The organism is Pseudomonas sp. EYE_354 (assembly GCF_023148575.1).
GTDB lineage: Bacteria > Pseudomonadota > Gammaproteobacteria > Pseudomonadales > Pseudomonadaceae > Aquipseudomonas.
The window spans coordinates 83,178-102,975 of the sequence record NZ_JAHXNQ010000012.1 but is presented as its reverse complement, the minus strand read 5'-3'; the positions used below and the strand labels follow the sequence as shown (position 1 = coordinate 102,975).

The 19,798-nt window shown below is 60.0% G+C and carries 19 protein-coding genes; 11 read left to right on the top strand and 8 right to left on the bottom strand.

Annotated features, from left to right (window positions below):
* Positions 1–446: 446 nt before the first annotated feature.
* The 4 genes from KZX66_RS17685 (at position 447) to KZX66_RS17670 (ending at position 4,943) form a co-directional block, all read left to right on the top strand.
* On the top strand, positions 447–1,094 hold the full coding sequence (locus tag KZX66_RS17685; protein ID WP_248081725.1) for a DUF1120 domain-containing protein: 648 nt from the start codon (positions 447–449) through the stop codon (positions 1,092–1,094).
* Between the two features lie 121 nt (positions 1,095–1,215).
* Positions 1,216–1,914 carry a fimbria/pilus chaperone family protein gene (locus KZX66_RS17680; RefSeq protein WP_348983822.1) on the top strand — a complete coding sequence of 233 codons (699 nt, stop codon included), beginning with the start codon at positions 1,216–1,218 and terminating at the stop codon, positions 1,912–1,914.
* A 7-nt stretch (positions 1,915–1,921) separates the two neighbouring features.
* On the top strand, positions 1,922–4,420 hold the full coding sequence (locus tag KZX66_RS17675) for a fimbria/pilus outer membrane usher protein (RefSeq protein ID WP_248081724.1): 2,499 nt from the start codon (positions 1,922–1,924) through the stop codon (positions 4,418–4,420).
* Positions 4,410–4,943, top strand: a complete 534-nt coding sequence (locus KZX66_RS17670) for a hypothetical protein (RefSeq protein WP_248081723.1) — start codon at positions 4,410–4,412, stop codon at positions 4,941–4,943. Before KZX66_RS17675 ends, KZX66_RS17670 begins: the two co-directional genes overlap by 11 nt.
* Here the strand turns inward: KZX66_RS17670 and KZX66_RS17665 are convergent.
* The 4 genes from KZX66_RS17665 to KZX66_RS17650 are packed head-to-tail and all read right to left on the bottom strand — an operon-like array spanning position 4,915 to position 7,757.
* A complete protein-coding gene (locus tag KZX66_RS17665; RefSeq protein ID WP_248081722.1) occupies positions 4,915–5,652 on the bottom strand; it encodes an amino acid ABC transporter ATP-binding protein in 738 nt (245 codons plus the stop codon). The genes KZX66_RS17670 and KZX66_RS17665 overlap by 29 nt on opposite strands.
* A complete protein-coding gene (locus KZX66_RS17660) occupies positions 5,639–6,289 on the bottom strand; it encodes an amino acid ABC transporter permease (RefSeq protein WP_248081720.1) in 651 nt (216 codons plus the stop codon). The genes KZX66_RS17665 and KZX66_RS17660 overlap by 14 nt, the downstream gene beginning before the upstream one ends.
* Positions 6,286–6,954 (bottom strand): amino acid ABC transporter permease, encoded by a 669-nt coding sequence (locus KZX66_RS17655; RefSeq protein WP_017736949.1) that lies wholly within the window; start codon positions 6,952–6,954, stop codon positions 6,286–6,288. Before KZX66_RS17655 ends, KZX66_RS17660 begins: the two co-directional genes overlap by 4 nt.
* Positions 6,955–6,971: 17 nt before the next feature.
* Positions 6,972–7,757 carry a transporter substrate-binding domain-containing protein gene (locus KZX66_RS17650; protein WP_248081718.1) on the bottom strand — a complete coding sequence of 262 codons (786 nt, stop codon included), beginning with the start codon at positions 7,755–7,757 and terminating at the stop codon, positions 6,972–6,974.
* Between the two features lie 262 nt (positions 7,758–8,019).
* Here KZX66_RS17650 and KZX66_RS17645 point away from each other — a divergent pair, with 262 nt between their 5' ends.
* From KZX66_RS17645 to KZX66_RS17625, 5 genes are all read left to right on the top strand, one after another.
* Positions 8,020–8,715 carry an FCD domain-containing protein gene (locus KZX66_RS17645; protein ID WP_248081717.1) on the top strand — a complete coding sequence of 232 codons (696 nt, stop codon included), beginning with the start codon at positions 8,020–8,022 and terminating at the stop codon, positions 8,713–8,715.
* Between the two features lie 121 nt (positions 8,716–8,836).
* On the top strand, positions 8,837–9,166 hold the full coding sequence (trxA, locus tag KZX66_RS17640; protein WP_015886460.1) for a thioredoxin TrxA: 330 nt from the start codon (positions 8,837–8,839) through the stop codon (positions 9,164–9,166).
* 235 nt (positions 9,167–9,401) lie between these two features.
* Entirely contained in the window at positions 9,402–10,661 is a 1,260-nt protein-coding gene (rho, locus tag KZX66_RS17635; RefSeq protein ID WP_003176825.1) for a transcription termination factor Rho, read from the top strand.
* A 155-nt stretch (positions 10,662–10,816) separates the two neighbouring features.
* Positions 10,817–12,283, top strand: coding sequence for a 4-hydroxy-3-polyprenylbenzoate decarboxylase (gene ubiD / locus KZX66_RS17630; RefSeq protein ID WP_248081715.1), 1,467 nt, complete (start codon positions 10,817–10,819; stop codon positions 12,281–12,283).
* A complete protein-coding gene (locus KZX66_RS17625; protein WP_248081713.1) occupies positions 12,283–13,251 on the top strand; it encodes a CDP-6-deoxy-delta-3,4-glucoseen reductase in 969 nt (322 codons plus the stop codon). Before ubiD ends, KZX66_RS17625 begins: the two co-directional genes overlap by 1 nt.
* On the opposite strand, the gene KZX66_RS17620 is transcribed toward KZX66_RS17625, so the two are convergent.
* Positions 13,248–13,724 carry a sn-glycerol-3-phosphate transporter gene (locus KZX66_RS17620; RefSeq protein WP_248081711.1) on the bottom strand — a complete coding sequence of 159 codons (477 nt, stop codon included), beginning with the start codon at positions 13,722–13,724 and terminating at the stop codon, positions 13,248–13,250. The two genes, KZX66_RS17625 and KZX66_RS17620, sit on opposite strands and share 4 nt — an antisense overlap.
* A 273-nt stretch (positions 13,725–13,997) precedes the next feature.
* Here KZX66_RS17620 and KZX66_RS17615 point away from each other — a divergent pair, with 273 nt between their 5' ends.
* Positions 13,998–14,651, top strand: coding sequence for a gamma-glutamylcyclotransferase (locus KZX66_RS17615; protein WP_248081709.1), 654 nt, complete (start codon positions 13,998–14,000; stop codon positions 14,649–14,651).
* Here KZX66_RS17615 and glpT read toward each other — a convergent pair.
* Positions 14,648–15,985 carry a glycerol-3-phosphate transporter gene (glpT, locus tag KZX66_RS17610; RefSeq protein ID WP_248081707.1) on the bottom strand — a complete coding sequence of 446 codons (1,338 nt, stop codon included), beginning with the start codon at positions 15,983–15,985 and terminating at the stop codon, positions 14,648–14,650. The genes KZX66_RS17615 and glpT overlap by 4 nt on opposite strands.
* Before the next feature lie 283 nt (positions 15,986–16,268).
* Positions 16,269–17,246 carry an NADPH:quinone oxidoreductase family protein gene (locus tag KZX66_RS17605; protein ID WP_248081705.1) on the bottom strand — a complete coding sequence of 326 codons (978 nt, stop codon included), beginning with the start codon at positions 17,244–17,246 and terminating at the stop codon, positions 16,269–16,271.
* Between the two features lie 150 nt (positions 17,247–17,396).
* Here KZX66_RS17605 and KZX66_RS17600 point away from each other — a divergent pair, with 150 nt between their 5' ends.
* Positions 17,397–17,804, top strand: a complete 408-nt coding sequence (locus tag KZX66_RS17600) for a flagellar basal body-associated protein FliL (protein ID WP_248081703.1) — start codon at positions 17,397–17,399, stop codon at positions 17,802–17,804.
* Here KZX66_RS17600 and KZX66_RS17595 read toward each other — a convergent pair.
* Entirely contained in the window at positions 17,794–19,797 is a 2,004-nt protein-coding gene (locus tag KZX66_RS17595) for an acyltransferase family protein (protein WP_248081701.1), read from the bottom strand. The two genes, KZX66_RS17600 and KZX66_RS17595, sit on opposite strands and share 11 nt — an antisense overlap.
* Position 19,798: the final 1 nt, after the last annotated feature.

Here is a 19,798-nt window from a genome sequence, read left to right as displayed (position 1 = left end):
GTTTGGGGGTCTCGGTCGATAACCTGACCATCGTGCCACGATCGACCGCTGACGCCAACGCGTAGCGCTACGGGAATTTTTCTGAGCCTGGCTGTAGGGCGTTATTGCGGAAACTGTAGGTTGTCTTTTCGGGACACCGTTGAGTCCGTACAGGCATGAGTAGGAAAGTTTAACTTATTGCAGTTTTAAGGCTCGCTAAGATTATCCCCACAGGCTTGGGGTTTATGGTTTAGTTGTTTTTGTGTTTGGGACTACTGGGTTAATAAGTTTGGCCGACGTTTGTTTCTAATGGCTCTCACATGCATTGAAAGGTTGTCTTATTTTTTAATGGGCTCGTGAAACGTCAGACTGTGATCCGGCAATTCTGCCGTGGTGGTACTTATTTATGGCGTGTCACGCCAAGGTAAAAATAAATACGCCGGATAACTTTCAGTCACAGGTCAAATATGAAAAAAATTGTAGGGTTGACTCTCGGAGTTGTGTGCCTGGCTGCAGTGGTGGGTGCCCAGGCCTCCACCAGTGCCCAATTGGTGGTGAGAGGGACGATCACGCCCGCGTCCTGCAACCTCAGCCTGACCGGCAGCGGCATTATCGATTATGGCGTCATACGGTCCTCCGAGCTGTCGCAAACCGCATTCAATCCGCGCGAGGAGCGCGTCACCTCAGTGGCGATCAATTGCGGCAACACCCCCGCCAAGTTCGGCCTGAGTTTCAGCGACCTGCAGTCCGGCAGCAAGGTGTACGGCATTCTCGGTGCAGGCTATACCGAAGCGCAGAACTACGGGCTGGGCAGCGTGGGTACCAAGCGAACCGGTGGTTACTCGGTGACCCTCAGGGACCTGCGGTCTGTGGGGACGGTGCTTCATCCCATCACACGAGTGGGTGCGGGTACCTGGCAGAGCAGCGATGGAAAAGTCGCGCAGACACCGAGCCAATATTCCTGGCGTTCCGGCTCGTCTTTTTCGCCTGCATCGATCAGCCAGATGACGGGCACCATCGCCGTGAAAGCCGTGATCAACAAAGCGCAGGATCTGGACTTGAGCCGCGACATCGCCATGGATGGGCGCGCCACGTTGGTATTGAGTTACCTATAAACCACGGAACACAGCCGATAACGAAACCCTTCACTTCTTGTCGGCTGTTTTTACGTGGGTGTTTGAGCGTGTGTGGTCGGTTTTATACGAGCGGGGAAACGAAGTGCGTGCTTTTTTAAAGATAAGTAAGGCGCTGTTATCAAGTGCAAGTATGTGTCTCTGTTTTTCAACTATGGCAGTGGCGGACGGTATGCGTCCGGACACCACGCTGGTTATTCTTTATGAGGAACAGGGCGAAGCCACCATTAATGTAGAAAATACCGATGCGGGGCCGGCGCTTCTTTACTCTGTAGTAGAGGACGTGCCTGAAGATACCGAGCCGCTGCTTATTGTCACACCGCCCATCAGCCGTGTAGAGGCGGGCGACGTCCAGCTGGTCCGGTTCATCAGCACTTTGAAGGCGCCACTCAAAACCCAGCGATTGAAGCGTGTTTCCTTTGAGGGAATCCCTCAGGCCCGTGCCGCGGACGGTGCGACCATTGGTATCACGCTGCGGCAAAACCTGCCGTTGATCCTGCACCCCAAAGGCTTACCTCGGCATAACTCGCCATGGGAATTGCTCAAATGGGCACGCAACGGTGACCGTCTGAGCGTACATAACGACAGCGCGTATGTGGTCCGCCTGGCCTCCGAGGTGCAGTTGCTTCCCACACAGGGCGTGGCCTTGTTGCCGCGTACCTATCTATTACCGGGGGAAACCCTGACGGCAACGGTCGAAGGCCGCTTGGAGGGGGTGTCTGCAGTCGAGATACAACCGGCGACGGTTTACGGATTTTCGACCGACATCTTCCGTGCCTCGGTTGAAGCCAGTGGGGGGTAAGCGGTTCATGCAGAGAACCCGACAGCCATCCCCGCGCAATTCATCAACGTGCCGACCTACGCTGTTAGTCGGGCTTGCGACGTTGTGGGGGTTGCCAGGGCCTGTGCCTGCGCTGGAGCTGGGCGAAGGGTTTGACGTGGCGGCCCTGACAACCCATGGCATTGACCCGAAGGTCGCCGACTACTTTCGCAGTGCTGCGCGTTTTCGCGAAGGTGTCCAGGTGGTGGGGCTGCGGGTCAATGGCAACCCGCTGGGATTGGTGGATGCGCGGTTCGACTCTAACGGCCAGTTGTGCTTTACCCCGGGACTGCTTGCCAAAGCCGGGCTGGTGAAGCCCGCCGGGCGGCTCACTGAAGGTGCGACGCCGGGCCAGGCCTGTCATGACTTCCTGGGAGCCTTCCCCACGACGATGGTGCGATTGCGTCCTGGCTCCGACGAAGTGACGCTGGTGGTGCCCACCCAGTCCTTGCGCGAGCCCGAATGGGACGGGGGCAGCTTTGCCAGGGGAGGCTCGGCGGCGCTGTTCAACTATGACGTGTTGGGTTTTGACAGCCATTCGCAAAGTGGCTCCAGCCGGTTCCTGTCGGCTTATACCGAGGCGGGATTCAACCTGGGGGACTGGATAGTGCGCAGCCGCCAGTTGTATGTGTCCGACAACGGTGAGACACGTACCGAACACCTGTATGCCTATGCCCAGAGGGACATCGCCGCGTTGCAGTCAACGTTCCAGGCGGGGCAGTTGTCCAGCAATAACCCGTTGTTCGGTGGCGTGCAGTTCGCGGGTGTCCAGCTTTCTCCCGACGGCGTGTCGCGCGCCCCGGCCGGCAGCAACAATGTAGTGGTCGAAGGGGTGGCCCCGAGCCAGTCGCGCATCGAGGTGCGCCAATCCGGCGTCTTGATTCACAGCACATTGGTTCCCGAAGGACCGTTCAGGTTGACCGGTTTGCCGTTGCTCAATGGCACCAGTGACCTGCAGGTGAGTGTGATCGACGTGCGCGGTGCCAGGCGCAGCTTTGTTGTACCGGCGGCCTCGTTCCATGGGGCGGCGCCGGTAACGCCGGGCTTTTACGCATCGGTGGGCAAGCTGCGCGAAACGTCATTCGATGAACAATCGGCACCGATGATCGCCATGGGCAGTGCTACTTGGGGTGTGGGGCGCCAGTCATCCGTTGGGGTGGGGCTGCTGCGCGGCGAGGCGTATGGAGCTGCCGGTGCCAGCCTGGACAGTGTGGTCTTTGAGCGGTTGTCCGTGGGGGCTCGACATAACATCTCCCGCGATAGCCGTAATGCGGTGTCCGGCACGCGCAGCACGTTGTCGGTGAGCAGCCCGGTCTATGCCGGCATTGACGTCAACCTGAGTGCCACCACCCAGAGCCGGGGTTACCGCGAGGTGCTTGAGGCAGGAAGGTCATCCACGGCCGATAACCTGGATTCTCGCTTCAAAAACCAGTACACGGCTGGCATGACGTGGGTTGACCCCTCACTGGGTGGCTTTTCTTTAGGCTACAGCCGTAGCGCTCAATTTGATGGGCACTCGGTGGAGCATGTTTTTGCTTCATGGAACAAGACGTTGCATGGCGTGGATGTGGCGCTGATCGCGGACTCGCAGGTGGGTGGTAAACGTGCGCGCCAGGGCCCGATGCCTTTGGGCAGTCGGCGCGACGCTACGTTGGACAGCGAGCTTTCCCTGCGCTTGCAGGTCAGCGTGCCCCTGGGAGGCGATCGTCGCATGAACAGTTACCTCAGCCGTCGAGGACGCCAGTTCAATGCCGGAGCGGCGTTCAGCGAGCGGGTCAATGAGTCTGTGAACTACGAGGTGGGTGCCGAGCGGGATATCACTGCCCGTGAGCAATCTATCCGTGGCCAGTTAAACGTGACGCCGCGCTACGCCCAGGTCGGTCTGGGTGTCAGTCGAGATGCGCAGAACTCCAGTTACTCCGGGCAATTGCGTGGGGGCGTGGTCGCCCATGGAGGGGGCGTGACCTTCTCGCCCTACGCCGTGCAGGACACCTTCGGCATTGTGTCGGTGGGCGATATCGGATCGGCCAGGATCGATACACCCCAGGGGCCGGTGTGGACCGACTTCCGAGGACAGGCCGTGATCGCGGGACTACCGGCCTACACCCCTGGCCGGGTTGAGGTGCAGACGCGCTCGCTGCCCAAGCGTGTCGATCTGAAAAACGGCACCCAGGTGCTCACGGCCGGCCGTGGTTCCTTTAGTGCGGTGAACTTCGAGGTGTTGAAGGTGCGCCGCGTGCTGCTGCAGGCCAGTGACGCGACAGGCAAACCGTTGACCCAGGGCGCCCCCGTATTCGGCGAAGACAAACGCTTCCTGACCAGTGTCGTGGGCGATGGGATGATCTACCTCAGTGACGTGCAGGGGCCACAAAACCTGCGGGTGACGTTGCCGGATACATCCACCTGCCTTTTGCGTCTTGAACCCCAAACCGAGCCGGACAATGACAACCTCTATGAAACGACATCGGCGGTGTGCCGTGCCCTCTAAGCCAATCTACCTTGGCCTGTTGCTCTGGCTCGGCGTGACGGGGCATGAAGCAAGGGCTGAGAACTGTCGGTTGTCGATCAGCCAGCCTCAGGTCGAGTACGGCATCATTCGCCCGGAGCACGCCGATGAACGATCCACGGTTGCGCCCGGCACGCGAACGTTGCACTTGAATATCCAGTGCGCGCAGCCCTCGGCAATAGGGGTGCGCTTTAACGGGACGCCAGCCGATGGACAGAGTTTTCGTTTTGGGCGTGAGGGGCGTTTTCGTGTGCGTCTCAGACATGCCCTGGTGGATGGACGTGCGGTGCAATGGGCTGTAGCGCACGCGCCAGGTGAGACGACCAGTGGGCAGTTGCTGCCAGGCAAAGCCTTACTGGCGCAGGTGCCGGGCCGACGATTGTCGGCTCAGGTCGACATCGACGTTGAACTGCCCTTCAGCGCCATGCAGGTACGCAGCCTGACGTTGCTGGAGGGGCAGGGCAGTTTCGAGTGGGTCAGTTCGGCTGTTCCACTGAGCCAATGAAGTTGGCCAGCTCCGGGGTTTTAGGGTTGGCGAACAGCACCTTGGGATCGCCCACCTCATGCACCTTACCCTGGTGCATGAACACCAGCTTGTCGCCGACCTCCCGGGCAAAGCGCATTTCGTGGGTCACCATGATCAGAGTCATGCCGTCTTTGGCCAGTTGGCGCACCACGCTGAGCACTTCATTGACCAGTTCCGGGTCCAGGGCCGAGGTGATTTCATCGCACAGCAGCACTTTAGGCGACATCGCCAGGGCCCGGGCAATGGCGACGCGTTGCTGCTGGCCGCCGGACAAGCGATCCGGGAATGCGTCGAATTTTTCCCCCAGCCCCACGCGCTCCAGCATTTGTCTTGCCAGTTGCGCAGCCTTCGCCTTAGGCACCTTCTGCACCACCTGCGGCGCGAGCATGACGTTTTCGCCCACGGTCAGGTGCGGGAACAGGTTGAATTGCTGGAACACCATGCCGACTTTCTGCCGCAGGCTGCGCAGATCGGCGCGAGCGGCGTCGAGGTATTCGCCGTCGACTTCGATCACGCCATCGTTGATCGATTCCAGGCCATTGAGCGTTCGCAGCAGGGTGGATTTACCCGAGCCGCTGCGGCCGATGATCGCCACCACCTGGCCTTCTTCTACGGTGAGGTCGATGCCCTTGAGCACGTGGTGATCGCCGTAATACTTATGCAGGGCGGAAATTCTAAGCAGAGGCATGCAGTCTCCTTTCCAGGTAGCGCGCACTGAGGGACAAGGGGTAGCAGAGCAGGAAGTAACCGAGGGCCACCAGGCCGTAGACCATAAAGGGCTCGAAGGTCGCATTGGCGAGCATGCCGCCGGTCTTGGTCAGTTCGGTAAAGCCGATAATCGAAGTCACCGCAGTGCCTTTGACCACTTGCACCGAGAACCCCACCGTTGGCGCGACGGCAATCCGCAGGGCCTGTGGCAGGATCACATAGCGCAGTTGCTCCAGTGGGTTCAGCGCCAGGCTGGCCGACGCTTCCCACTGCCCGTGGGCGATGGAGTCGACGCAGCCACGCCAGATTTCGGCGAGGTAGGCGCTGGTAAACAATGTCAGGGCAATCGCCGCTGCCAGCCAGGGCGAAATGTCTACCCCCAGCAGTGCGACGCCGAAGAACACCAGAAACAACTGCATCAACAGCGGCGTGCCCTGGAACAGCTCGATATAGGTGCGTGCAACATTGCGCGCGAAGGCTTTCTTGCTGATGCGCAGGGTCATCACCAGCAAGCCGATCACACCGCCGCCGATAAAGGCCACCAGCGACAACAACAAGGTCCATTGCAGCCCTGTCAGCAGGTTGCGCACGATGTCCCAGAACGAAAAATCACTCATCGGCTGTTCCTCATCACAAAACGCCGGCCGATCCAATTGAGCAACTGGCGAATCATCAGCGCCATGCACAGGTACACCAGAGTGGTCAGGGCGTAGGTTTCAAACGCACGGAAATTACGCGATTGAATGAAGTTGGCGGCAAAGCTCAGCTCTTCCGTGGCGATCTGCGAACACACCGCCGAACCGAGCATCACGATGATGATCTGGCTGCTCAGAGCCGGCCACACCTTGCCCAGCGCCGGCAGCAGCACCACGTGGCGGAACGCCTCGAAACGTGTCATCGCCAGCGCGGCGGCGGCTTCCAGTTGCCCGCGTGGGATGGCCTGGATACCGGCGCGGATAATCTCCGTGGAGTAGGCCCCCAGGTTGATCACCATCGCCAATACGGCGGCCTGCCACTCGGTGATCTTCAGCCCCAGGGACGGCAGGCCGAAGAAGATGAAAAACAGTTGCACCAGGAACGGCGTGTTGCGGATCAACTCGACATACACGCCGAAGAACCAGGCGAACGGCTGGATCTTCCACGCGCGCACCACCGCCCCGACGGTACCCAACGCCACCCCAAGGATCGCGCCGATGGCTGTCAGCTCAAGGGTGAACAGCGCGCCGCGCAGCAGCAGGTCGGTATTGGCCAGCACGGGTACAAAGTCAAATTGATACGCCATGAGTCAGCTCCGTCGTATCAAAGGTCGGCGGGCAGCGGCTCTTTGAGCCATTGCATCGCGTTCTTTTCCAGGCTGCCATCGGCCTTGGCCGCGACCAGGATCTGGTTGACCTTGTCCAGCAACGCCGGCTCGTTTTTGTTCACGCCTACGTACACCGGCGAGTCTTTGAGTTTCACTTTCAGCGCCGGTACGCGTTTCGGGTTGCGTTCGCTGATCGCCACCATCACCACGTTGCCGCTGGCGATCAGGTCGACCTGGCCTGCCAGGTAGGCGGCGATGGTTGAGTTGTTGTCTTCAAAGCGCTTGATCGTGGCTTCCTTGGGCGCCACAGCGGTCAGCTCGATGTCTTCAATGGCGCCGCGGGTCACGCTGATGGTCTTGCCTTTGAGGTCGTCGGTGCTGCTGATGGCGGCGTCAGGTGGGCCGAACACGGCGAGGTAAAACGGCGCATAGGCCTTGGAGAAGTCGATGACTTTTTCCCGCTCCGGATTTTTGCCCAGGCTGGAAATCACCAGGTCGACCTTGCCGGTGGTGAGGAATGGAATGCGGTTGGTGCTGTTGACCGGCGTGAGCTCCAGCTTGACCTTGAGTTGGTCGGCCAGCAGCTTGGCGGTGTCGATGTCCAGACCGCGAGGCTTCATGTCGGGGCCGACCGAGCCGAATGGTGGAAAGTCCTGGGGCACGGCGACCTTGAGGGTGCCACGGGCGACGATATCGTCCAGACCGTTAGCCTGGGCGGGTGCCTGGCTCAGCATCAGGCTGGCAAACAGGGCAGTGAGCAGGGCGCTGTAGCGCTTGGTCATGGCAACTCTCCGAAGGGCGAAGGAATTTTCTGAGTTCGACTGCCGGAGGTGATTGCACAGCCCATGCCAGCATGCTCGAAATCGTCCGTAGCGCTGGAGTTTGTTGAGGTGCAGTGGTCTTACTGGTCTGAACAGTGCTTAGGTTTTTCGCACCCTTTTCGAGCGCCGCTAAAACCCGGCGAGCCCCTTTGGGGCGTGGCTTGCCGTCGGCCTTGAATAGCTTTACAACTAGCCGCTCAGTTGTCTGGAAACTTGAGTTTTTATGAATTCCATCGCCCAAGCGGTACCGGAAGCGGCCCTGCAGGCCATCCGTAAACTGATCAAGGAGCAGGGCTTCGGGCCGGGCGACGCCTTGCCGTCCCAGCGCGACCTGGCGGTTCAGTTGGGCGTGAGCCGGGCATCGTTGCGCGAAGCGTTATCGTCGTTGAGCGCCTTGGGTGTGGTCAGTGTGCAGCCGGGCAAAGGAGTGTTTGTGCAGGCGGCGCAAGAGCCGCCAGGGTTTGCCTGGCCCTTCGCCGCGCAGGCCACGCCGTTGGATATCTTCCAATTGCGCTATGCGCTTGAAGGATTTGCGGCGGGGTTGGCGGCGGTGACGTTGACGATTGATGCGCTGGACAGCCTTGAAGACAACGTCGAGGCGATGCGCAAGGTGCTCAAGGCCGGCGACTTCGAAGCGGCCGCCCGGCTGGACTTCGAATTTCACCGGCGCATCCTGTTGGCCAGTGGCAATCAAGCGATGGTGAGCATCCTGAGTGCCAGTGCCGAGGTATTTCTGGAAAGCCAGAAACTACCGTTCATCCGGCCGGAGCGAGCCATGGAAACCTGGCAGGAACATCGCAAAATTCTGCGGGCGCTGGCCCGGCGCGCCAGTGCCGCCGCTCAGAAAACCATGCAGGAACATGTACGTAATGCAGCGTTGCGTACTGGCATCGCGTTCGTGACGCCCGTGTCACCCTGAGTGGGGCCATATCCAAACTCATGCACCACCATAGCAAGACTCAATCAGAGGCGGCTTCCTGAACGGGGGAAGGGCGGCTATGATGGGCAACGTTTTTTTTGCTTACAATCCGGAGACATCCATGAGCAACGATCTTATCAAGCACGTCACCGACGCGACCTTTGAGGCCGAAGTACTCAAGGCTGCCGGCCCGGTGCTGGTTGACTACTGGGCTGAATGGTGTGGCCCTTGCAAAATGATCGCTCCGGTCCTGGACGACATTGCAACCACTTATGAAGGCAAGTTGACCATTGCCAAACTGAACATCGACGACAATCAGGAAACTCCGGCCAAGCATGGCGTGCGTGGTATTCCTACGTTGATGCTGTTCAAGAACGGCAACGTCGAAGCGACTAAAGTCGGTGCGCTGTCCAAGTCCCAGCTGCAAGCTTTCCTCGACGCCAACATCTAAGCGTCGCCAAAAAAGCCCCGCAAAATCGCGGGGCTTTTTCGTGAAACAGGGCTAGACGCTCCGAAACTCAGGTGGTACATTCGGCCCCGCACTGGTTTCTCCACTGCCCCCTGCAAGCCGTCGCCGACGCACTCCTTTTCGATTAGTAAGCGATCCTGTCGCCTTCTCTGCGGCGCGGCCTCATTAAGCCAAAAGCTTAATTTCCCCCCTCCATAAATGATTACGTCATTCCTATATGAATCTGACTGAACTCAAGCAAAAGCCGATTACCGACCTGCTCCAATTGGCCGAAGAAATGGGCATAGAAAATATGGCCCGTTCGCGCAAGCAGGACGTGATTTTCTCCCTGCTCAAAAAGCACGCGAAAAGCGGCGAGGAAATCTCCGGTGATGGCGTGCTGGAGATTCTCCAGGACGGCTTCGGCTTCCTCCGCTCCGCAGACGCTTCCTATCTCGCAGGCCCAGACGATATCTACGTCTCGCCGAGCCAGATCCGTCGCTTCAACTTGCGCACCGGTGACACCATCGTTGGCAAGATCCGTCCTCCGAAGGAAGGCGAGCGTTATTTCGCCCTGCTCAAGGTCGACACGATCAACTTCGATCGTCCGGAAAACGCGAAAAACAAGATTCTCTTCGAGAACCTGACCCCGCTGTTCCCGACCGTGCGCATGAAGATGGAAGCCGGTAACGGTTCCACCGAAGACTTGACCGGTCGTGTCATCGACCTGTGCGCGCCGATCGGCAAAGGCCAGCGTGGCTTGATCGTTGCGCCGCCGAAAGCCGGCAAGACCATCATGCTGCAGAACATCGCAGCGAACATCGCACGCAATAACCCTGAAGTTCATTTGATCGTATTGTTGATCGATGAGCGTCCGGAAGAAGTAACCGAAATGCAGCGCACCGTGCGCGGCGAAGTGGTTGCCTCGACGTTCGATGAGCCGCCAACTCGCCACGTGCAGGTTGCCGAAATGGTGATCGAGAAGGCCAAGCGCCTGGTCGAACACAAGAAGGACGTGGTGATCCTGCTCGACTCCATCACTCGTCTGGCCCGTGCCTACAACACCGTGATCCCGAGCTCCGGCAAGGTATTGACCGGTGGTGTCGATGCCCACGCCCTGGAGAAACCGAAACGTTTCTTCGGCGCTGCGCGGAACATCGAAGAAGGCGGCTCGCTGACCATTATCGCCACCGCGCTGGTTGAAACCGGCTCGAAGATGGACGAAGTGATCTACGAAGAGTTCAAGGGTACCGGCAACATGGAACTGCCGTTGGACCGTCGTATCGCGGAAAAACGCGTGTTCCCGGCGATCAATATCAACCGTTCCGGCACCCGCCGCGAAGAGTTGCTGACAGCCGACGACGAACTGCAGCGCATGTGGATCCTGCGCAAGCTGCTGCACCCGATGGACGAAGTTGCTGCCATCGAGTTCCTGATCGACAAGCTGAAAACCACCAAGACCAACGACGAGTTCTTCCTGTCGATGAAGCGCAAGTAACACGCCGCTGTTGGTCCGAAAGAATGGTGCCCCCAGGGGCGCCATTTTTTTTGCGCATTTTTTAAACGCATTCCGTGACCAAATGCACCGCGATAAGCTGCCAGCGGCCTTCAGAGCAGGTAGGATGTACGCCTATTTTACGGGTGGCATGGTTAATGAAATTCAAGGATCTTCGGGATTTCGTGCAGCAACTTGAGCAGCGCGGAGAGTTGAAACGTATCCAGATGCCGATTTCCCCGGTGCTGGAAATGACTGAGATTTGCGACCGTACCCTGCGTAACAAGGGCCCGGCGCTGCTGTTCGAAAACCCGACCGGCTATGACATTCCGGTGCTCGGCAACCTGTTCGGTACCCCCGAGCGCGTGGCCTTTGGCATGGGCGCCGAGTCGGTCAGCGAGTTGCGCGAGATCGGCAAGCTGCTGGCTTTCCTCAAGGAACCCGAGCCGCCCAAGGGTTTGAAGGATGCCTGGTCGAAGCTGCCGATCTTCCGCAAGATCATTGCCATGGCCCCCAAAGTGGTCAAAGACGCGGTGTGCCAGGAAGTGGTCATCGAAGGCGACGACGTCGACCTGGCGATGCTGCCGGTGCAGACCTGCTGGCCTGGCGACGTCGGCCCGCTGATTACCTGGGGCCTGACCGTCACCAAGGGCCCGAACAAGGACCGCCAGAACCTCGGCATCTACCGTCAGCAAGTGATCGGTCGCAACAAGGTGATCATGCGCTGGTTGAGCCATCGCGGCGGCGCTCTGGACTTCCGTGAGTGGTGCGAAAAGCACCCTGGCAAACCGTTTCCGGTTTCCGTGGCCCTGGGCGCCGATCCGGCGACCATTCTGGGGGCTGTGACCCCGGTGCCGGACAGCCTGTCCGAATACGCCTTCGCCGGTCTGTTGCGCGGTAACCGTACCGAGCTGGTGAAGTGCCGTGGCAACGACCTGCAAGTGCCGGCCACTGCAGAAATCATCCTCGAAGGCGTGATTCATCCGGGCGAGATGGCCGATGAAGGCCCTTACGGTGACCACACCGGCTATTACAACGAAGTCGACAGCTTCCCGGTGTTCACCGTGGAGCGCATCACGCACCGCATCAAGCCGATCTACCACAGCACCTATACCGGGCGGCCGCCGGATGAGCCGGCTATCCTGGGGGTGGCGTTGAACGAAGTATTCGTGCCGATCCTGCAGAAGCAATTCCCGGAAATTACCGACTTCTACCTGCCGCCGGAAGGCTGTTCGTACCGCATGGCCATCGTGACCATGAAGAAGTCGTACCCCGGCCACGCCAAGCGGGTAATGCTGGGTGTGTGGTCGTTTTTGCGACAGTTCATGTACACCAAGTTCGTTATTGTCACGGATGATGACATTAACGCCCGCGACTGGAACGACGTGATCTGGGCCATCACCACGCGCATGGACCCCAAACGCGACACGGTGATGATCGACAACACGCCGATCGACTACCTCGACTTTGCGTCGCCGGTGTCGGGCCTGGGTTCGAAGATGGGCCTGGACGCCACCCACAAATGGCCGGGTGAAACCACCCGCGAGTGGGGCCGGGTGATCGTCAAGGATGAAGCCGTCACAGCCCGTGTCGATGCGATCTGGAAAGAATTGGGAATAGATTGATGCGTGTAACCCTGCAACCTTCCGGCGCTGTGCTGGAGCTGGTCCCCGGCGAACGAATCCTCGAAGGTGCGCGCCGCCTGGGCTATGAATGTCCTCAAGCCTGCCGCAACGGCGTGTGCCACGTGTGTGCGGCGCTGCTGGTGGAAGGACGTGTGCAGCAAGCCGGTGAGGTGCGTGATCACGGTGAGTTCTACACCTGCATCGCCGAGCCGCTGGAAGATTGCGTTGTGTTGTGGGATGGCGTGCTGGCGCCGGGAGAGTTGCCGTTGCGCAAGTTGTCGTGCCAATTGAGCGAGTGCGTGGAGGTGGGTGGCGATGTGTGGCGCGTACGCCTGCGCGCCCCAGCCGGCAAGGCCGTGCGTTACCACGCAGGCCAATACCTGATGATTGAACGGGAAAACGGCGAGAAATCGGCGTTTTCCCTGGCCTCGGCGCCCCATGCCGGGCGCGAGCTGGAGTTGCACGTGCTGGTCCGTGAGGACAGCGCGCGCAACCTGCTGGAGCAACTGCAACGCACCCGGATGGCGCGCATCGAGCTGCCCTTTGGCGATACCCACCTGGCCGAATTGCCGGATGGGCCCTTGGTGTTGATCGCCGCCGGCACCGGCATGGCGCAGATGCACAGCCTGATCGAGCATTGCCGGGCTACCGGGTTCAAGCACCCGGTGCACCTGTACTGGGGCGTGCGCCGCCCGGAAGACTTTTACACCATTGAGCACTGGGAACAGTGGCAGCAACTGCCCAACCTGTTCCTGCACAAAGTGGTCAGCGACCTGTGCGGTTGGAACGGGCGTTGCGGCCTGCTCCATGAAGCCGTGTGTGAAGACATTGCCGACCTCAAGGCCGTGCACGTCTACGCCAGCGGCTCACCCGCGATGATCTACGGCACGCTGGATGCGCTGGTGGACGCCGGCATGGATGCGCACCAGATGCGTGCCGACGTATTTGCCTACGCGCCGCGCCCTTAGAACCGCACGCCTGCGGTCAGCATCGCCGCATTGAAACCCAGCAACACCAGCTCACTGGCCACGGGCCCGAAGTTCACGCCCACGGAAGGGATGATCGCCGGAGCCACGCCGAAGCGGTTGAGCGGGATTTTATCGCGGTACTTGCCGCGATAGCCCTGCAGCGCGCCTGCGGTTACCTTCACGTAGAGCGGCGAGTCGGCGATGTCATAGCGCTTGCCGGCGTAGACGTAATACGAGCGCTGGCTGAAGGAGTTGCGAAACGTCGCCCCGCCATACACCAACCCCGATGCTTCGTTACGCTCCAGATTGATCAGGTCCTGATTATTGTTGTGCTTTGGGTCTGGTGAAAAATGCCGGGTGTAGAGGCTGGTTTGTGCGTACCAGAAGCCTTTGTCGTCTTGAGTGGCCGTATCGTTAGCCAGGGCGGCAGTGGTCTGCAGCAATAGCAGCAAACCGGAAAAAAGATACTTCATGCATCGACCTCGGTAGTCGTTCGAATGGGCGGCTAATGTGGGTCGCTAAACCCGTGCAGTTTGGCGGGTAATGGCCTGAGGGGCCTGAACCTGCGCTGAAACATGGCCGCCTATGCTTATGCATTTAAGGTATTACTTCTGTAGGAAGAATCTCATTAGGCTATAAGTGCCGCGGAAGGCGGTTTTTTGCGCCATACGGTTGCAGCGCCGCGCTGCGATTACGGTAAAGTTGCTTACATCTGGTAACACACAGGAGGCGCAGCGCTTTTCGCCATGACCGCCATAGAAACCGATCTTCTGCAATTGGCTTACCCGCCGCGCCTCGATCTCGGGCCGCAACTCACTCACGAACAGTTAATGAGCTCGATGCAGGCCACCATGGGCCGGCACAAGGGTGGCCCGGTCTGGCTATTTGCGTACGGTTCGTTGATCTGGCGCCCTGAATGTTCATCGACCGAGCGCGTGCGGGCGCGGGTGCATGGTTATCATCGAGGCCTGTACCTGTGGTCTCACGAGCATCGGGGCACGCCGGAGTTGCCGGGGCTGGTGTTCGGGTTGGATCGCGGTGGTTCTTGCAGTGGGTTTGCCTACCGCTTGCCGGAGGACCAACTGGAAGCTTCGCTTTACGCCTTGTGGCAGCGCGAGATGCCTTACCCTTCATACCGTCCGCACTGGCTCAGTTGCCGCCTTGAAGATGGCAGTCAGGTACAGGCGTTAGGGTTTGTTTTAGAACGGCACTTGCCCAGCTACGCCGGTAATTTGCCGGATATCGTGCTCAACCATGTGCTGCAAAGCGCTTGCGGGCGTTACGGTACCACTCGCGATTATGTCGAGCAGACCGTGAACGCCCTGCGCAGCCACGCCATGCCAGACAAGAATCTGGAGGCGCGGCTCAAGCGTTGTGCAAAGGGTTGCTCAGGCGATTAACGCGCCGAGCTGACGCTGTTGGTGTGCCACAGCGTTGGGATCAAGAACGCGATCGCCAGCAGGCACGCGCCGACCAACAGGACAAAGCCGCCATCCCAGCCGAAATGGTCCACGGTGTAGCCCATGGCCGCACTCGCGGCCACCGAGCCACCCAGGTACCCGAACAAGCCGGTGAAACCCGCCGCAGTGCCGGCGGCTTTCTTCGGTGCCAACTCCAGCGCCTGCAGACCGATCAGCATCACCGGGCCGTAGATCAGGAAGCCGATGGAGAACAGCGCAATCATGTCGACCATCGGGTTGCCCGGTGGGTTGAGCCAGTACACCAGGGTGGCCACAGTCACCAGCGCCATGAACACAATGCCGGTCAGTCCACGGTTGCCACGGAAGATCTTGTCCGACATCCAGCCGCACAGCAGCGTGCCCGGAATACCCGCCCATTCATAGAAGAAGTACGCCCAGGACGACTTGTCGACCGTGAAGTGCTTGGCTTCCTTAAGGTAGGTCGGTGCCCAGTCCAGTACGCCGTAGCGCAGCAGGTAAACAAAAACGTTGGCGAAGGCGATGTACCACAGCATTTTGTTGCGCAGCACGTACTTGACGAAGATTTCCTTGGCGCTGAATTCGTCTTCGTGGCTGGCGTCGTACCCTTCGGGGTAGTCGTTCTTGTACTGCTCGATCGGCGGCAGGCCCACCGATTGCGGGGTGTCGCGCATGGTGATGAAGGCAAACGCCGCCACCAACAGGGCCACGGTGGCCGGTACGTAGAAGGCTGCGTGCCAGTCGTTGAACCAGGCCATCCCCAACAGGAACAGTGGGCCGATCAGGCCGCCGCCGACGTTATGCGCCACGTTCCACACCGACACCACGCCGCCGCGTTCCTTCTGCGACCACCAGTGCACCATGGTGCGTCCACTCGGCGGCCAGCCCATGCCTTGGGCCCAACCGTTGATGAACAGCAAAATGAACATCATGGTCACGCTGGACGTGGCCCAAGGCGCGAAACCGAAAATGAACATCACACCTGCCGACACCAGCAGGCCGAAGGGCAGGAAGTAGCGTGGGTTGGAACGGTCGGAGACCAGGCCCATCAGGAACTTGGAAAGCCCGTAGGCAATGGCGATGGCGGACATCGCCAGGCCCAGCTCACCGCGGGTGTAGCCCTCGTCGATCAGGTAGGGCATGGCCAGGGAGAAGTTCTTGCGCAGCAGGTAGTAACCGGCGTAACCGAAGAAAATGCCGGCGAAGATCTGCCAGCGCAGTCGTCGGTAGGTACTGTCTATTTTTTCTTCAGGCAGGGGCGCCTGGTGCGCGGCAGGACGAAAGAAAGCAAACATTCAAGAGCTCCAGATTTCTTGTTTTGACTGCGGATGCGAATGTTACAGTTTCATTACCGAAAATAGCATCGTGTCTTGGCGTCAAACACAGGAAATAAGAGCAATTGCATGTTCTTTAATGAACATGTCGCAGATGGGTAAGTGATGGTCGTGAATAGATTCTTCAGGGGCATGAAGCTCAAATGTGCGCGGGCTTGCTCGCGAATGCGGTGATTCAGTCAGCAATTGTGCTGCTGACGTAGCGTATTCGCGAGCAAGCCCGCACATCTGATTGCATTTCAGGTCAGCGCACCTGCACAACGACCTTGCCGACTGCCTTGCGCTGCCCCAAATCGTTGATGGCCTGTGCGGCTTGCTCCAGCGGGTAAAGCTGCGACACCAGCGGCTTCAATTTGCCTTCGGCAAACCAGCCAAACAGCTGGTTGAAGTTCGCTGCATTGTCCTGAGGCTGACGCTGGGCGAACGAGCCCCAGAACACCCCAACCACCGCCGCGCCCTTGAGCAATGCGAGGTTCACCGGCAGTTCGGGAATGCGTCCGCTGGCAAAGCCCACCACCAGCAAACGGCCATTCCAGGCGATGGCACGGATGGCCTGGTCAAACAGGTCGCCGCCCACCGGGTCGTAGATCACATCGACGCCGTTGCCATCTGTCAGGCGCTTGATCTCGTCTTTGAGGCTGGCTTCGCTGTAATTGATCAGCTCGTCAGCACCAGCGGCCTTGGCCACGGCGAGTTTGTCGGCGCTGCTCGCCGCTGCGATCACACGGGCGCCCATGGCCTTGCCGATTTCCACGGCGGCCAGGCCCACGCCGCCCGAGGCGCCGAGTACCAGCAGGGTCTCGCCGGGTTGCAGGTTGGCCCGTTGCTTGAGCGCGTGCATCGAGGTGCCGTAGGTCATGCTGAAGGCCGCGGCGGTATTGAAGTCCATGCTCGGCGGGATTGGCAGCACGTTGTAACCCGGCACTGCGACCTGTTCGGCAAAACTGCCCCAGCCGGTGAGGGCCATGACCCGATCACCGACTTTCAGATGGCTGACCTTTTCCCCCACTTCGCTGACCACGCCCGACGCTTCACCGCCCGGCGAAAACGGAAACGGCGGTTTGAATTGGTACTTGCCCTCGATGATCAGGGTGTCCGGGAAATTCACCCCCGCGGCGTGCACGTCCAGCAGGATTTCGTTCTTCTTGATCGCGGGGCCGGCGATCTCTTCCAGCACCAGGGTTTCGGCGGGGCCGAAGGCTTTGCACAGCACAGCTTTCATCGGGCTATTCCTTTTGGTGTCGTGGCCGATAAGTGTAGGAGGGTGCGCCCGTGGGTCAACGAGCATGCCCTGGCCTGATAAGTCGCCATAAGCTTGTACTCAGCCTTGCTAGCGTTATGCTACCCGGCAACCGAATTCGAGGAATGAACTGTGAAAGCGTGGATCCTGTTGATGCTGGCCCTGACCTTGCCGATGGCAGCCCAGGCCGAAGAAGCCAAAGAAGGCGAGGCGCCGAAGGTCAGCTATATCAGCCTGAGCCCGCCGTTCGTGGGCAACTATGGCCTGGACGGCACGGCGAAGCTCAAGGTGTTCAAGGCCGATATCGCCCTGCGCGTGACCGGCACCGAGGCTGCGGCTGCCGTCAAAGCCAACGACGCGTTGATTCGTAACCAATTGGTGGCGTTGTTCACCCAGCAAACCAACGACGCCATGAGTACGGTCGAAGGCAAAGAGAAGCTGCGCCAGGAAGCCCTCAAGCAAACCCAGCAAGTGATGAACGACGAAACCGGCAAGCCGATGGTCGAGGACCTGTTGTTCAACAACCTGATCATTCAGTAACCGGCGGCGTCACGCGCCAGATCTTCAGCAACGCTGCGCTGAAGGATGGTTCAAGCACGCGATTGCCATGGCCACTGAGGTGGTTGGAGTCGAAGAACAACGGTTTGCCGTTGGCGTCGTAGGCCGAGCAGATCGGGCCGGGGCACAGCAACGGCAACGGGTCCCAGACATGCAGTGCCGGGTAGCGTGATTGCAGTGCGAGCAACGCGCCCATTTGCGGTGCGCGCAGCCGTTCAAGTTGCTCACGTGCCATCGTCAGGCCCGGCGCGCAGACAGGGTTCATGCGGTTGAAGCTGTCCGAGCAGCGATTGGGGGCGGCCTTGAACAGCGGTTTCGGGGCATCGATCAGGATGTTGAGGCGCGCTTTCTGCAAGCGGCTCAACAGTCTGTCGGCATCGATTCGCGCGGCGTTGAGGCGCTCGGTGGTCAGCTCGCCAGAGGCCTCGTCAACGAGAACCGCGTCACCCTCCTGCCACCTGCGCCCGGCCAGCTCAGGCATGCGCAACGAAGCGAGAAACACCACGTCACCCGGTTTTGCACGGGCCTCGATTTCCTGAAGTTGGGCTTCGCGGGCGGCGGCGCAGGGTGCAGGGTCGGGGCCGATCAGGCTGACGACGCTGCAACCCCCTTTTTCGTATTCCACCACCGTGATGCCGAGCTTCAGCGAAACAAGCTTGAGCAGGGTGCGGTAGGCCGCTGTGTGCGAATCCCCCATGACGAACAACTGTCGCCCCGCCAGGGCAGGGTCGTTGAAGGTTGCGAAGTCTTCCTGGGGGTAGTGTTTGTAGGCATACCAGGTGTAGGCGTCGCGGGTCTGGCTGAGTGACAGGGCGGCGGGGTTCAGCGCCACCCACTGCGCGCACAGTGCCATCAGGCAGGTAGCACCCAAACCACTTGCAAACGTGAGCCACGCCTTGCGTTGCATGGCCGACCGGCCGCTGCGTATCGGCGTTTCTATGCAGTGATAGGACGTCGCCGCGAGGGCGAATACCAGCACGGGGTAAACCAGCTGTACGGCCAACCACTCCAGCCCGACGGTCCAGCGCAAAAAAACGGCGACCGGCCAGTGCCACAGGTACAGCGAATAGGACAGTCGGCCGATGTAGGTGACCTGCGGAAGCTGCAGCACGCGCTGCACGACACCTGGCGCGCAATCGCCGCGCAATACGATCCCGGCGATCATCAAGAGCGAGCCGGCCACCGTGACCATGGCCCAGGGAAAGGGAAACTGCTTGGGGGCGGCGTACAGGCAACCGACGATCGCCAGACCGAGGCCGCCGCCGAGCATGGCTGGGGCCAGGCGATTGAGTCCTGGCGTCACACCGCGTATGCCAATGACTTGAAAAAGGATCGCACCCGCGGCCAGCTCCCAGAAGCGTGCGGGCAACAAATAAAATGCCGACAACGGCGCCGCGTCCACCTCGAAGGCGCTGACGATCAGCGAAGCCATCGCCATCAATGGCAGCAGCGCGCAGACAACGGCTGACCGTTGCCGGTAGCGAAGCCATACAAAAAACAGCGCGGGGAATATCACATAGAACTGTTCCTCAACCCCCAGCGACCAGGTGTGCAGGTAGGGGTTGAGTTCAGCGCTGGGTGAAAAGTAGGTGTCGGTGTTCCAGGCCAGCACCACATTGCTCAGGCCAAAAAACGCCGCGAGGCCGGTGTTGTCGATCAGCTCGCTGAGCCAGAACTGTGGCATGAACATCGCGCCCAGCACAAAGCTCACGCTCAGCACGGTCAGCAGCGCGGGCATGATGCGCAGCAGGCGCCGCCGGTAGAAGTCCGCCAGGTAGCGGCCGAAGGTCAGGTCACGGCGCTCCCATAGCGACTGGCTGATCACATACCCGGAAATCACGAAGAACATGTCTACGCCGGTAAACCCGCCGGGCAACAGACTGAACACGTCCAGGTGGAAGACGATGACGCTGATGACCGCAATGGCCCGCAAGCCATCGATGGCCGGTTTGTACGTGCTGGCGAACTGGGACACG